General features: G+C 44.6%; 12 protein-coding genes. 6 read left to right on the top strand and 6 right to left on the bottom strand.

Features of this window, described 5'->3' with window-relative positions:
* The first annotated feature begins 116 nt into the window (after window positions 1–116).
* From kdsB to CLOSYM_RS21270, 5 genes are all read left to right on the top strand, one after another.
* A complete protein-coding gene (kdsB, locus tag CLOSYM_RS21290; RefSeq protein ID WP_021643784.1) occupies window positions 117–887 on the top strand; it encodes a 3-deoxy-manno-octulosonate cytidylyltransferase in 771 nt (256 codons plus the stop codon).
* 11 nt (window positions 888–898) lie between these two features.
* Complete coding sequence (locus CLOSYM_RS21285) at window positions 899–1,612, top strand: HAD hydrolase-like protein (RefSeq protein WP_021643783.1); 714 nt, start codon at window positions 899–901, stop codon at window positions 1,610–1,612.
* An 11-nt stretch (window positions 1,613–1,623) separates the two neighbouring features.
* Complete coding sequence (locus CLOSYM_RS21280; protein WP_021643782.1) at window positions 1,624–3,231, top strand: aldolase catalytic domain-containing protein; 1,608 nt, start codon at window positions 1,624–1,626, stop codon at window positions 3,229–3,231.
* A 273-nt stretch (window positions 3,232–3,504) separates the two neighbouring features.
* Window positions 3,505–4,872 (top strand): N-acetylmuramoyl-L-alanine amidase family protein, encoded by a 1,368-nt coding sequence (locus tag CLOSYM_RS21275; protein ID WP_021643780.1) that lies wholly within the window; start codon window positions 3,505–3,507, stop codon window positions 4,870–4,872.
* Window positions 4,873–5,198: 326 nt separating this feature from the next.
* Entirely contained in the window at window positions 5,199–5,603 is a 405-nt protein-coding gene (locus CLOSYM_RS21270; protein WP_003501374.1) for a TMF family protein, read from the top strand.
* Between the two features lie 124 nt (window positions 5,604–5,727).
* On the opposite strand, the gene CLOSYM_RS22845 is transcribed toward CLOSYM_RS21270, so the two are convergent.
* From CLOSYM_RS22845 to CLOSYM_RS21260, 3 genes are all read right to left on the bottom strand, one after another.
* A complete protein-coding gene (locus CLOSYM_RS22845) occupies window positions 5,728–5,877 on the bottom strand; it encodes a hypothetical protein (protein WP_021643778.1) in 150 nt (49 codons plus the stop codon).
* Between the two features lie 161 nt (window positions 5,878–6,038).
* Window positions 6,039–7,433: a hypothetical protein gene (locus CLOSYM_RS21265; protein WP_021643777.1), complete on the bottom strand. Its 1,395-nt coding sequence runs from the start codon at window positions 7,431–7,433 to the stop codon at window positions 6,039–6,041.
* 125 nt (window positions 7,434–7,558) lie between these two features.
* Window positions 7,559–8,512 carry a tyrosine-type recombinase/integrase gene (locus CLOSYM_RS21260; protein ID WP_021643776.1) on the bottom strand — a complete coding sequence of 318 codons (954 nt, stop codon included), beginning with the start codon at window positions 8,510–8,512 and terminating at the stop codon, window positions 7,559–7,561.
* A 227-nt stretch (window positions 8,513–8,739) separates the two neighbouring features.
* Here CLOSYM_RS21260 and CLOSYM_RS24315 point away from each other — a divergent pair, with 227 nt between their 5' ends.
* A complete protein-coding gene (locus tag CLOSYM_RS24315; protein ID WP_334296074.1) occupies window positions 8,740–8,922 on the top strand; it encodes a DUF6783 domain-containing protein in 183 nt (60 codons plus the stop codon).
* On the opposite strand, the gene CLOSYM_RS21255 is transcribed toward CLOSYM_RS24315, so the two are convergent.
* From CLOSYM_RS21255 to CLOSYM_RS21245, 3 genes are all read right to left on the bottom strand, one after another.
* A complete protein-coding gene (locus CLOSYM_RS21255) occupies window positions 8,870–10,723 on the bottom strand; it encodes a polysaccharide biosynthesis protein (RefSeq protein ID WP_003506665.1) in 1,854 nt (617 codons plus the stop codon). The genes CLOSYM_RS24315 and CLOSYM_RS21255 overlap by 53 nt on opposite strands.
* Window positions 10,724–10,778: 55 nt before the next feature.
* A complete protein-coding gene (locus tag CLOSYM_RS21250; RefSeq protein ID WP_021643775.1) occupies window positions 10,779–12,413 on the bottom strand; it encodes an O-antigen ligase family protein in 1,635 nt (544 codons plus the stop codon).
* Window positions 12,414–12,791: 378 nt separating this feature from the next.
* Window positions 12,792–13,433: a DUF305 domain-containing protein gene (locus tag CLOSYM_RS21245; RefSeq protein ID WP_021643773.1), complete on the bottom strand. Its 642-nt coding sequence runs from the start codon at window positions 13,431–13,433 to the stop codon at window positions 12,792–12,794.
* Window positions 13,434–13,639 lie beyond the last annotated feature (206 nt).

The following is a 13,639-nucleotide window of genomic DNA, read 5'->3' as shown; positions in this document are numbered from 1 at the left end:
ACCGGCGGCGTCCTCACCTGCTTAATTAAATCTCCAAAACCTATTGTTTTTTTCTCCGAACTTTTCTATAATTGCATATATGCTTGACGAAATTTCCGTCAAAAGGAGGCAGCACTATGAAAATTGTCGGGATAATCCCCGCACGGTTTAATTCGACCCGTTTTCCCGGAAAAGTCCTAGCTCTTCTGGATAACAGGCCACTAATCTGGCATGTATACAATGCGGCTGCTGAAAGCGGCATATTGGACGCAGTCTGCGTTGCAGCAGACCATGAGGCAGTTCAGAAAGCATGCGCCGAATATAATATTCCCTGTCTGATAACCGGAACCTGGCATCCGAATCCGACTTCCAGGATCTGGGAAGCTGCCGGGCAGATGGAAGCTGATTTTTATGTCATGATGGGGGCCGATGAGCCGATGATATCCCCCGGCGATATCCGCCAGGTGGTTCATCAGGCTGTCAAAGCCATGTCGGAGACCTCCGGACTGCCGGAATCGGACAGGCCTTTCGTCGTGAACGCCATGGCGTCCATTACTTCCGCCCCCGAAGTATTCGACTCAGCCAATATAAAAATCGTATGCAGCCAGGCAGGAAAATGTCTGTATGCTTCCCGCAGTCCTGTTCCTTATCCCAAAGGCAGTCTTGATTACAGCTATAAAAAATTCGTAAGTATCGGGGTCTACACCAAAGAAGCGCTCGACTTTTTTGCCGCTTCTCCCATATCCCGCCTGGAAAAGATAGAGGAATTCGACCTGCTGCGTTTCATAGAGCAGGGTAAAAACGTTATATTTGAAGACATCTCCGGTTCAACGCTGTCCGTTGACACACCAAAAGATCTGGAACGGATCAGAGAGCAGTTTGAAGACCGGAAACGCAACGAGAAATAAAGGAGCCGCAAATGATACCTGAACCAACGAACAATCCTGCCGGCAGACAGGAAAAATCCCACCGCCGCTACCGCGGCATTATATTTGATCTGGACGGCACTCTGCTTGACACAGCAAAAGGCGTTTTGGAAAGTGTGCTGTATACCACTAAAACTATGGGATATGAACCCCCGCGTGAGGACATGATGAAGACTTTCATCGGCCCGCCAATCAAGCACTCGCTTATAAAAGTCTATGGTATTGACGAGGAAGAGGCCAACCGGGCCACCGAAATTTTCCGCAACCGGTATAAGGATTACGATCTTTTGAAAGCAACCCCCTACGATGGCCTGAGCGAACTTCTTAGAAGTCTTAAAAGAGAGGGCTATCTGGTCGGTGTCGCCACTCTGAAAAGAGAGGATTATGCCCTCACACTTTTGGAGCACTATCAAATCAGCAATTACTGCGACTGCATCTGCGGCAGCGATTTTGCCAGCAAGATGCAGAAAACCGATGTTTTAGATAAATGCCTGAAGGGCTTAAACCTGTCCCCTGGGGAAGCAGTTTTGATTGGCGACACTGCCTCCGACGGCAGCGGCGCAAAATGCTCCGGAACTGATTTTATTGCAGTCACCTACGGCTTCGGCCCCTCCGACCCTGATGGCTGGAAAGAGTTTGAGCCTGTTTTTATCGCCGGTAAACCGACTGACATTGGTATGTTTCTGGGCCTGGCGCCGGAAATCTGAAAGGAGTCATTATGAAGGAAATAAAATTACTTGACTGTACACTGCGCGACGGTGGATTTGTCAATGACTGGGAGTTTGGCTATGGCAATATCATCAATATTTTTGAACGCCTGATCAGTTCCGGCGTGGATGTGCTGGAAATCGGTTTTCTGGATGACCGGCGGCCATTTGACAAAAACAGAACCATTATGCCTGATACAAAAAGCGCCGACGACATTTTCGGCAGGCTGGACAAAGGCAATGCCATGATTGTGGCCATGATCGACTACGGAACCTGCCGTATCGAAAATCTTGCCCCCTGCGCCGAATCCTTTATCGACGGAATACGCGTCATATTTAAAAAACACGTAATGAAAGAAGCCATTGCCTACTGCCGCGAGGTAAAACAGCTCGGCTATCAGGTCTATGTCCAGGCGGTTTCGATCACCAGCTACTCTGACAGAGAAATTTTGGATTTAATCGAGCTTGTAAATGAACTGAATCCCTATGCGTTATCCATTGTAGACACTTACGGTTTACTTCATCAGGAAAATCTGATGCACTACTTTGAACTGTTTAATCACAACCTGAACCGGGAAATCGGTATCGGCTATCATTCCCATAACAATTTCCAGCTGGCGTATTCAAACAGTATAGAAGTACTCCGCGAGACGGCCGACCGCCGTGTTCTGATTGATGCATCCTTGTATGGCATGGGAAAAAGTGCGGGCAACCTCCCGCTGGAACTGATTTCCATGTACATGAATACGAGCTGCGGCAGGAATTTCAATACCGCACAGATGCTGGAAGCCATTGATATCAATATTATGCCGTTTTTCAGGAAAAGCCCCTGGGGTTATAATCTTTTCTTCTATATCTCCGCCTCAAACAACTGTCATCCAAGCTATGTTAAATTCCTGATGGATAAGCAGACATTGTCTTTGAAGGCATTGAACGGAATTCTGGACAGCATTGAGCCGGAGAAAAAACTGCTCTATGACAAAGATTACATTGAACAGCTTTACCGTACTTACCAAAGCACCGAGTGCAATGATGAGACGGAACTGGCAGAATTAACAAAAGCCCTGGCAGGTAAGGCTCTCCTGCTCCTGGGACCCGGCAAAAATATGGAACTTCAGAAAGATCGCGTGCTATCCTATATAGAAAAGACAAATCCTGTAATCATCTCCGTAAACTATATTCCGGATGATATTGCTATAGACTATGCTTTCTTAAGTAATTCCCGGCGCTATGTCCAGCTGGGAAGCCGCCTTCTGGAGCTGAAAGACCGTACAGACCGGAAAGTAAAGGTTATTGCGACCTCCAATGTCACCAATGTTAAGGATCGCTTTGACTACACACTGAATTACAGCTCCCTGATTGACCCAAATGCGGAAATCATTGACAACTCCTTCGTGATGCTGTTAAATGTCCTTGTCAAAACCGGAGTAAGTCATGCCGCATGCGCCGGTTTTGACGGTTACACTTATCATGGGGACAACTATTTTAACGCCGATATGGATTACCGGATTGCCCGCGAAAAATCACAGGGAATCAACCAATATGTCACAGAAACGCTGGACCGTCTTGCAGGAACTCTCAATGTTGAGTTCATCACCGATTCAAGATATCATAAATAATTTTACCGTTTTGGCGGAAATACAGCCCCAACCCCTGCACCGTGCAGAGGACAGGGCTGTATTTTTTATCTCTTTTCCTCTCCGGGGCTTTTCATCCGCTTCTTCGCAGGGAAACGGCAGCGCCGCGCCTTCGAATTGTCACCGCTCCTATTTCCTTCCATCCTTACCAGCAACCTGCACTATCTTTTTCGGCGCCGGATAGGATATAATCACAACGTAATGCAACGATGGATTTTCGGCCAGAAACATTGAACAAAAAAGGAGAGATTAAAAATGCGCAAGCAAACAAAATTTATGGCTGTATTATCCGCTGCGGCAATCATGACTGCGGCTGCACCAATGATGACAAACTATTCAGGAATCTACACTTCTTACGCAGCATCCAAGGGGTGGGTGGAAGAAGACGGCAGCTGGTACTTCTATGATGAAGACGGCTACAAAGAAACAAACACCTGGAAGAAAAAAGACAGTGAATGGTTTTACCTGGATGAAAACGGCGATCTTGCCGTAAGTCAGAGAATCGATGAGTATTACGTGAATTCCACAGGCCGCATGGTAAAAAACCAGTGGGTATCCGTGGACAATGACGAAGAATACGACAGCCCTGATTCTCCGGGCGGCGCTAACTGGAATTACTTTGGCAAGGACGGCAAAATCGTTACTTCCAAATGGATGACAATAGGCGGAAAAACCTACTACTTCGACGAAGACGGCCAGATGCTGACAGGACTCGTTGAAATCGACGGATTTACCTACTATCTTGGAAACGAAAGCGACGGAGCCAGAAAAACAGGCTGGGTACTTTTAGAAGAAATGACAAACGACACGGACGATGAGGGCATCTGGTGCTATTTTGACGAAAACGGAAAAATGATTATGGATCAGATGGATCGTAAAATAAACGGCAATTACTATACATTTATCGATGGCAAAATGCAGACAGGCTGGGTTAATGTAGCCGAGGCAGGATTCATCTCTTCTGCGGCTGCTGCCACCGAAAGCGAGGCGGATTCCTCCCTTTCCTTAAAAGACTTCCGCTACTATGATGAAGAGAATGACGGAAAAAGAGCATCCGGCTGGTTCACAATTGAAGGGGCTCCGGGAATCAATGAGAGCGATAACGAATTTACCTTCTACTTTAAAAACGGAGAAGCGTTCCACGCAGAAAAGAATCTGGAACTCTTCACCATCAATTCTAACAAATACTGTTTTAACAACAAGGGCGAGATGCAGACAGGTATTCAGGTTCTGACTGATGATGCCGGCAAAGAAGCAACTTATTACTTCAATGAGAACGGCATTATGCAGACAGGAAAACAGACTATTTATGATGAGGAGCTTGAAGAAAACCAGACATGGTACTTCCATGCAAAGGGTTCTCTGAAAGGACAGGGATACCATGGGGAACGTGACAACCAGGTTTATTTAAACGGCCTGCTTCAGAAAGCTGACCCGGAACTCCGTTACGAGGCGGTTACCGTAGGCGAAAAACGTTACCTGATTAACACAGGCGGCAACATCCAGAAAGCTTCCTCCACCTCCACATCCTCTGCAAAACCGGAGTTAGGAAAAGGTTTTAAAGACATTAAAGATACAAATGATACTGTCTGGACAGTTGACAGTTCAGGAATCATCCAGTAATATATTAATATCATCCGTTCATAAATACCGTAGGCCGTCTTGACGGAACCGCGGTATTTTTTCTTGTCAAATTTAACTTTGTACTATTGATGGCATTTCCAGGTTCTTTTTCAGTTTTGTGGAGCATATAATAAAGTGAACAAATTCGGTGAATTGTTCATTATGTTTTTTTAAAGTACATTTTAAGCTGTAACATTTATCTTTTTTATACGTTTTCTATAGTAAGTATGGTATTTTATGACCAAATGTTGTAATGTAGATATGGAGTGGATATTACCGTATTTATATCGGGTTACAAACTATCACAGATGACGGGAGATAAAATTATGCGTGAATTGACTGTTTACTATTGTTCCAAATGCGGCCGTTATGGCTTCTATCAGGTTTCGAAGAATGCCATTTGCCCCGTATGTAAGACACCTATGACTGTCTTTCCTATGTCCTACCAGAACTTTATGGATATGGATTATAATATGCGCGACCAGCTCATTTCTGATCAGATAGCAGGCAACGTAACCCCACAGACTTCGGTTGTACAGCGGCTTACCGAACAGAGCAAAACATCCAACAGCCGCTCTGCCATAGCAAAGCTGAAGGCCAGGAACGAAGAACTGGAATATGAAAACCTGGACCTTCACCAGAAGAATGCAGAACTTGAGAAAACAATTGATTGGATGCATGATATGATTTGGGATTTAACACGCAAGCTCCACGGGAATGCCAATGAATAACATTCGTGCATTTGCTTCAGGATTTTAATCACCTAATAGAGTACATAAACAGAATTAAGTCTGTTCAAAAACAGGGCAGGAATCATTATCTCTTAACTGATAATATGATTACCTGCCCTGTTTTTTATCTGCTTTTCTCATTTACGATGTAACGGCTAACAAGAAGATTCATACTTTCTTTCAACTGAACTACCGTATTGAACAAGGTATCGACTTCTTCTTTCAGTTCGAAATTCTCCTTTTCCAGTGAAGCAATCCGCTTAGCCTCCTCCATAACCCTCTTCCTCCTTCATGCTATGTAAATCAACACTTATATTTATAATATAAATCTGTTGAAAAATAAAGGCCTTATCCACCGCAAATTTCGACAATACAACACAATAATATTGTATATTTTCACATTATCAGCACCGGACTGTACTGCAGTGTCATTCACTATAAAACAATACAGCCGATTACTTTTTTGCCGAGACTCCTGACAAGATCCAGCTCCTGCTCGATTCCGCCAAACAGGGAACCGCCCCGCTGTTCCACAAGAATGACCGCATCACAAGCTGCAGCTTTCTTAATAGCCGAAGCATCTTTTCCAAGATTTCCGCCTACCGAAAGCGCTGCGGCGCCCAGCATAGAGGCGAGTCCGGCGCGTACCTGCTCCAGCTTCTCAGTCTCCACCGTTCCGACGAGGATTACATCCGCTGCCCTATCCTGCTCCATATAGTTCAGGGCATTTGCAGCCACCACTTCGAATGTTCTGCTGTCTTCCATCTCTCTGCCTGATACGCCTTCCATCTTATCCAGCCATTTGTCAACAAAGCCGAAGGCACGTTTCTTATCATTCCGGCGGAAAACACCAAGAACCATAATGCCGTATCTGCGTTTCAGTTCTTTCTCATTCACAAGCTTATCACTCATAAGGAATGCAACACAGAGGAAGAATACAGCTATAAACGCGCCAAGAACACCGCCAAGGACTGCGTACTTGACTGCACTCTTTAAAACGCTTCCCTTACTCAAAAGATTGTTCTTCGGCTCCGTCAGCTCGGACAATTCCTTCGTTTTTTGCTTCAGGCTGATATCCAGCTGATCCATATTGGCGGAAAACTCTGTCTGTGTTTTATCAAGCTCTAAATCAACGGTGACAAACTGTGACTCGTCCACCAGGTTATTCTCATGCTCCCCTATCGCTTCCGTAATACTGTCTTTGGAGGATGCTATGCTGTCCTTAATATACCCCATTACATCGCTGGCCGTCTTTCTCGTGTCACCGATTACCGTAATATCAAGCATATTATTATCATAATCAGGCACGATCTTCACCAGCTCTTTCAGATAGCGGATTCCTATCTTATTATTCATCTTGCCCAGTACGTAATTGTACATCTCTCCGTTCTGTGCAATAGACATATAAGCCTTCAGAATGCTGGCAGCCGTATTCGGGTTCTGATACATCATCCCCGGCATAATAGCATAATCTGTCGATATGTAAAAAGTGGCCGTCTCCACATATTCGTCATATGGATTGATATTCATAAGAATCGAATGATCTTTATATTCCTGCTGGCTTTCAATATTCTGCTGCAGGTTTTCAATCTCTTTTTCCAGGCGCCCCTTCGTAGAGTTATACTGATCCAGGTTCATCACATAGGTATCCTGGTTCTTCTTAACGTACTCCTCATCTCCCAGCTGTCTGATTCCCTTTACTGTCTTTAATGCACCCAGTAAAACGGCGAATACAACGGCAATTACTATTATCGGACGCCATTTGCGCAAAACGGCAAACATCAAATCCTTCAAATCAATTTCCTGTTCATAATTATTGTTCGGTTCCATCGGACAAAACTCCTCCTATTGTACATGCTTTATTTATCTTAGCATAAACGGTTGAAATGCGCAATTGGGATTGGCTGTAAAAAACTTTAAGATTTCCTTATGCCTTAGATTCCCCGCTGTAAAAATCAAACGGCAGTCATCTGATCCATGTATACTTTCTTCTGGCTCATATTGCTGTGAACGTAGATATCCATTGTGATTTTGACGGAAGAATGGCCCAGTATCTCAGAAAGTGACTTGCTGTCAAAACCGTTTTCTATCCACTGTGAGGCGAAGGAATGGCGCAGGGCATGTATATTTACGTCCGGCAGCCTGAGCTTCCTTAAAAGGTTCTTAAAGCGCCTCTGGACGCCTCTGGGCTCCATACAGCCGGTCCTGCCGGTCAGAAGGTAACAGCCTGCTTCCCGTTTCTTTTCCTTCAGCCGCGGAATCATAAAATCGGGAAGAGGAATTTCCCTCTGGGATGTTCCGGTTTTAGGTGAGCCTATATATAGAACGGTTTTGGCTGCCGTGTTCTTTTGATCCGTATTCCGGATACGTGAAACGGTGCGCCTGATATGCAGGACTCCCTCCTCCAGGTCCACGTCTTCCCATTTCATGCCGCACAGTTCTCCCACTCTGATTCCAGTGCTGAGCGACAAAAGCAGCCCCAGTTCAAAATTTGTTCTGCATCCGGCCAGCCAGCTAAGCAGCTTTCTTCTGTTGTCCTGGCTCAAAAGCTTCATTTCATATCCTCTGTCCTTGGGAAGAAAGAAATCCAGAGGTTCTGCCGGACAGATTCCTCTTCTTTCCCCCGCGCGTATGATACTCTTTAAAAGAAAAAGTATCAGGCGCATTGTGTTAGCCGACAGGCCCCTGCTTTGACGGTCCAGAATAAATTCGCTTAGAATCTCGTTATTCATTTCCTCCATCTCCACAGTTCCGATAGACGGTCTGATGTGTTTCTGGATGATCGTTGCATAACAGGCAAACGTACTTGGTTTGACCTGATACCTCATGGAGAGCTTCCACGCTTCGCACAGGTGTGAGATAGTGTGATTTCCTGATGGGTCGATGTGTTTCATTTCCTCTTGTGTCATAATCCTCTTCTCCTTTGCAAGTTCTTATCCATTTACGGATACGACTATCATAGCAAAGGCTTGCTCTAAGTACAAAAATAAGGAGCCATGACCGGCTCCTTATTCTGAACTCTGAAATTTATGATACGCTGACGGCAACGCAGCAGACGGCAAAACAGGCAGTACCGATACTATGGTTTCCGGCCGGATGGAGTACTAGAGCGTGTCTGAAAATTGCTTTCCGTCAGATGTGCGTCTCACTTTGTGGGAGATTTGGCCCGAATGAGCGCGGCGTAGTGGGCTACGGTAAGCGAATTTGGGCCAAATATGCCGCGAAGTGGGGCGTGCAGATGGCGGGTATGAATTTTCAGACACGCTCTAGCCTTCCTTCCGGATATACGTGGGTACAATCTTCTGCACTGCTGCTTTGATATCTATTTCATCGCCGTTGGCTTCTTCATAAAGCTCATCCAGCTGTTTCTTAAACAGTTCTTCATCAAAGTCAATCGGCCTTCCTATATGAATCTGTTTATTAGGCGTATCGAGAAGGCCTTCCTCGTCCATCAGAAGCTCCTCATAGAGCTTCTCCCCAGGCCTCAGGCCTGTAAACTCAATCATGATATCTTCATTGGGTACATAACCGGACAAACGTATCAGGTTTTTGGCCAAATCCAGTATTTTGACAGGTTCTCCCATATCCAGGACAAATATTTCCCCGCCCTTTGCATAGGAGCCAGCCTGAAGCACCAGAGACACAGCCTCCGGAATCGTCATAAAGTAACGGATTATATCCGGGTGTGTAACCGTTACAGGCCCGCCTTCCGCTATCTGTTTTTTAAACAGGGGAATTACGGAGCCGTTGCTTCCCAGAACATTGCCAAACCTGACTGCGACAAAATCTGTTTTTGACTCCTTATTAAGCATCTGTATGACCATCTCACACATACGCTTGGACGCTCCCATAATATTGGTCGGATTCACCGCCTTATCGGTGGAAATCAGCACAAAACGCTCCACACCGTATCTGCTGGCTGCTTTCGCTGTCTTATATGTACCAAATACATTATTCTTTACGGCCTCGTTCGGGCTGTCCTCCATCAGCGGGACATGCTTGTGAGCCGCCGCATGATAGACAATCTGCGGCCTGTATTGCTCAAAAATACTGTTCATTCTGTGCGTATTGCGGACCGAACCGATCAGTACCACTAAATCCAGCTCCGGATAAGTCCTTCTCAGCTCCTGCTGGATATCATATGCATTATTCTCGTATATGTCTACAATAATAAGCTGTTTTGGGTTATGGCTCGCAATCTGGCGGCAAAGCTCGCTTCCGATGGAACCGCCTCCGCCTGTGACGAGAATCACCTTGTTGCTGACATATCCCATTATCTCGTCCAGATTGACGCGAATCGGGTCACGGCCCAGAAGATCCTCTATCTGCACTTCCCGAAGCTTTGACACACTGACGTCACCGTTGAGGAGCTGGAAAATTCCCGGAAGAATTTTCAACTGGCAATTTGTTTCACGGCAGATTTCCAGAATCTTTTTGATTTCCTTTGCCGGAGCGGACGGTGCCGCCACATATATTTTATCAACCTTGTACTTTTCTACTAGCTGCGGAATATCATATCTGTTTCCCGCAATCGGAACTCCGTTGAGAAATTTGCCAATCTTATTCTTATCGTCATCCACAAAGCAGGCGACTCTTCCATGGGCAAACTGGCTGGTCTCTATCTCCTTCAGGATAATCGATCCGGAAGTTCCGGCCCCCACGATCAGAATCCTGCTTTCGCTCACCTCGCCGTACCGCTTAAACAGGGAGCGGTAAATACGGTAGGACAGCCTTACAAGCCCCTCACAGCCTGTCAGTATAATAAAGCTGATGGCAAAATAACTTCTGGGTACATTAAGCTGGAGCATTGTCATGCCCGCTATCTGGCAGAGGCTTGTCAACACACAGGCGAACACAATGTGGCACGCTTCCCTGACTCCGGCTACGCTCCACATCGAGGAATACATGCGGAATACATAGAAAATCACAAGCGTAATAAGCGTATACGGTATTGCATATTTGACCGCCGCCATTCTGTAATTTTCCGGTATAGACTGAAGCCGCATATCAAATCGCATCCACAGTCCCATGAAACTGCTGAACTGGATTACGCATATGTCGACCAGAAGCAGAACCACCATTCTGAATTTTTTATCTCGAGGCATCATCTTTTCAAACATTTTATCATTCCTGCAACTTTTCTAATTATTCTTGTTCTCTTTTGGATATCGAATTTTAAAGCGTTTCCGGCTGAAGCTTTTCCGGCACATCTCTGCACATCGCCAGGCCGACTGCTAAAAGCGCCCACATAACCGGTGTTGCTATCGGCAGGTTGATATTGACAAACGCCTGCGCTCCATAGCATACCGTTGCGCCAAGCGGAGCCAGGATCCATGGCTGCTTCTTCACAAACCTCATCATTCTTGCACAGCTTGATATGAGGAAGAGAATATATGCAATCGTAGCAAACGGTCCCATTGTCACAAGATACTGGAAGTATTCATTATGTGCGCTTTCAAAGTACACACCATAGATATCCAGTGACTCCTGACGGAACGGCCAGGTAAGAATGCCAAAGGTATCGGGGCCAAATCCAAATAATTTATGAATCAGCGGCAATCTCATATAAGACTCCCATCCAATCCGCCAGCAATAACCGCGGTTGGTACCCCAGCTGTCATTAAATATCAAATATTGGGATACGGACGAATACTTTTCAGGATTAGGGCCGAAATTGGCATCATACAGCACTGCAATTACAGCCGCAGCACCGGCTGCAATCAGGCAAAGCCAGCTGATGCGGAGCCATTTCCCTATTTTATCTTCTTTTCCCTTCATCATAACACGGTCGCCTATATATAATACAGCAACCAGCAGCCATAATGCAATAACAATAACTTCCAGATATTTATGTTCCGCCAGCATATTAAAGATGCCGCTGAGTCCGATTACCTTCTCGGCCATCTTCTTATTGAGCTCATCAATCACCTTGATTACCGACATAAAAGATGCTATCACTACCGCGTAACGTATCACCCCTTTTCTCGTTGCAAAAAGTACAAGGGGGAATAATGCAAATAATGCTCCCAATGCGAGATAGGCATTATCACTCTGTCCCGTGATAATAGCGAAAAAACTGATCAGCAATACAAGATAATACCAAATATTCCGGAACACATTCTTCTCCGTGACAAAGAAGCCGCATGAAACTCCCATTACCAGAGCCACGTAAGCCGTATAAGTATTAATATTGCCAAGTGTGGATGTAAATGAATCTAACTGCGTGGACTTGACTCCTTCTTTCCAGCTAAGGACATCCATCCTGAAATAGTCGGTGATACCGAACAGGCACGCGAGGACTCCTGCCAGAAGAAAAAGATCTAAATGCCATTTTTTGATTTTCCCAAACTTGCCAATCATAAAGACGCTTAACGCATACAGGCAGATAAGAAACAGGCCGCTGAAACGCCCTTCATTTCCCCAAAATGATTCAAATTTGTAATCAGACAGTATTGTCGAAAGCGACGCCAAAATGATAAACAGGATTAGAAATTTATAAGCTGCCGGCTGCTTTTTAAGATTCTCCGGCCGGAAATGGCTGAAAAACCGCTTGGTATTGACTCCTTCATACTCCATCCTGTCCACAAACAGAAATACAATGGCAACAATCAGGCAGATTACCGCCATCACAACAACTGATATCCAGTAAAATTTGTATTTCGCCTTTAAAATGTCGAAATAATAATTATGATAATACAGCGGAAATACAGCTAAAACAACAAATGTAAATACCGCCATAATTCCTGCATAAACACTACCGGCCACCTCCGCCAGCGCATTCGGGTCCTTCTTCGGTGCAGCTTTCGCCATGTGTCAAATCTCCTTATATCTTCATAGAAGCCCATATCTACAGGCTTTTTACAGTATAGCATCTGTTGATGGGTAAATCAACCTTCAGGGACTTATTCGGCCTGATTCAAGGTTTAATTTTTTATTAAGGCTGCTTTGTTTTTCTTCATAAAATAATAAACGCCCCCGGCAATATTCAGTAAATTTTGCCGGAAAAAGGCAGATTCCGGCAAGTCACTATTCACAGCCCCGCTGAAAAATACGGTTCTGAGAACAGTAACACGCTTCGCCAAATAGCGGCTGTGTATAGTAACTCCAGAAACATCCGGTGTCAGGGATCTGTCTATTCAATAAACAATAGTAACAGTTCATGCTGTCTGAACTGCTACAAACAATATATTAATGGCTATGATTTTTATTATCTGCATGTTCATCTAAAAATGACTGCATTTCAGCGATTTCTTCATTCTGAGTCTCAACAATGTTTTTTGCAAGTTCAATAACCTCTTCATTATTGGTATACTTTAAAATTGACTCCGCCATGTCTACTGCCATCTGATGATGCACCATCATTCCTTCCGCAAATGCCGTATCCACGTCACTCGTAACCATATTATGTGACATGTCATGGTCTTTCATCATAGAATGATATTCTTTCAGATATGACTGCTCGTCCTCATAATCCAGCTCTTTATCAGTTTCGATGGCTTTTGCCATTTCCTTCATTTCTTCTATTTCCTCTTCCTGTGTTTTAATTATTTCTTCTGCCATCTCTTTAAATGCAGGATCCTTTTTTTCTTTTGCATATTTTAAATAGCTTTTAGACATTTCAACAGCCGATTCATGATGAGGAATCATACCGTACAGAAAATCAAGAGTAGCGTTTCCTGTGTCCTGTACTTTGTCCATCTCTTCCTGCATTTTATTCATGATATCGTTTTGCTCTGTAACATAGTTATCGGCTGTATCTTTTTTACTGCATGCGGTGAATGCAATGGCGGAAATGATGACTGCAGATAAAAGTAATATACGTTTTTTCATGGGTGCCTCCAATATCGTTATTTTTTTCGTAACAGTTCAGCCATGATGTATTCCGCGAGGTATTTTCGGCGTTTTTTCGTTTCTGTGATCATTTGCTGCAGTTTGGCCGAAAGTTGAACTGTAACTATTTTTCCTATTATGATTCCCATTTTTTCCTGAATTATGTCATTGGAGGAATTTCGAAAAATATTTCAAAAAGAAAAAAA

Source organism: [Clostridium] symbiosum ATCC 14940 (assembly GCF_000466485.1).
Classification (GTDB): Bacteria; Bacillota; Clostridia; order Lachnospirales; family Lachnospiraceae; genus Otoolea; species Otoolea symbiosa.
Note: the sequence above shows the minus strand (reverse complement) of the source record. Positions and strands in the feature narration are given on the sequence as shown.

Coding starts and splice junctions, on each gene's coding strand:
- kdsB (WP_021643784.1), top strand. CDS start 117: ATGAAAATTGTCGGGATAATCCCCGCACGGTTTAATTCGACCCGTTTT.
- CLOSYM_RS21285 (WP_021643783.1), top strand. CDS start 899: ATGATACCTGAACCAACGAACAATCCTGCCGGCAGACAGGAAAAATCC.
- CLOSYM_RS21280 (WP_021643782.1), top strand. CDS start 1,624: ATGAAGGAAATAAAATTACTTGACTGTACACTGCGCGACGGTGGATTT.
- CLOSYM_RS21275 (WP_021643780.1), top strand. CDS start 3,505: ATGCGCAAGCAAACAAAATTTATGGCTGTATTATCCGCTGCGGCAATC.
- CLOSYM_RS21270 (WP_003501374.1), top strand. CDS start 5,199: ATGCGTGAATTGACTGTTTACTATTGTTCCAAATGCGGCCGTTATGGC.
- CLOSYM_RS22845 (WP_021643778.1), bottom strand. CDS start 5,877: ATGGAGGAGGCTAAGCGGATTGCTTCACTGGAAAAGGAGAATTTCGAA.
- CLOSYM_RS21265 (WP_021643777.1), bottom strand. CDS start 7,433: ATGGAACCGAACAATAATTATGAACAGGAAATTGATTTGAAGGATTTG.
- CLOSYM_RS21260 (WP_021643776.1), bottom strand. CDS start 8,512: ATGACACAAGAGGAAATGAAACACATCGACCCATCAGGAAATCACACT.
- CLOSYM_RS24315 (WP_334296074.1), top strand. CDS start 8,740: ATGTGCGTCTCACTTTGTGGGAGATTTGGCCCGAATGAGCGCGGCGTA.
- CLOSYM_RS21255 (WP_003506665.1), bottom strand. CDS start 10,723: ATGTTTGAAAAGATGATGCCTCGAGATAAAAAATTCAGAATGGTGGTT.
- CLOSYM_RS21250 (WP_021643775.1), bottom strand. CDS start 12,413: ATGGCGAAAGCTGCACCGAAGAAGGACCCGAATGCGCTGGCGGAGGTG.
- CLOSYM_RS21245 (WP_021643773.1), bottom strand. CDS start 13,433: ATGAAAAAACGTATATTACTTTTATCTGCAGTCATCATTTCCGCCATT.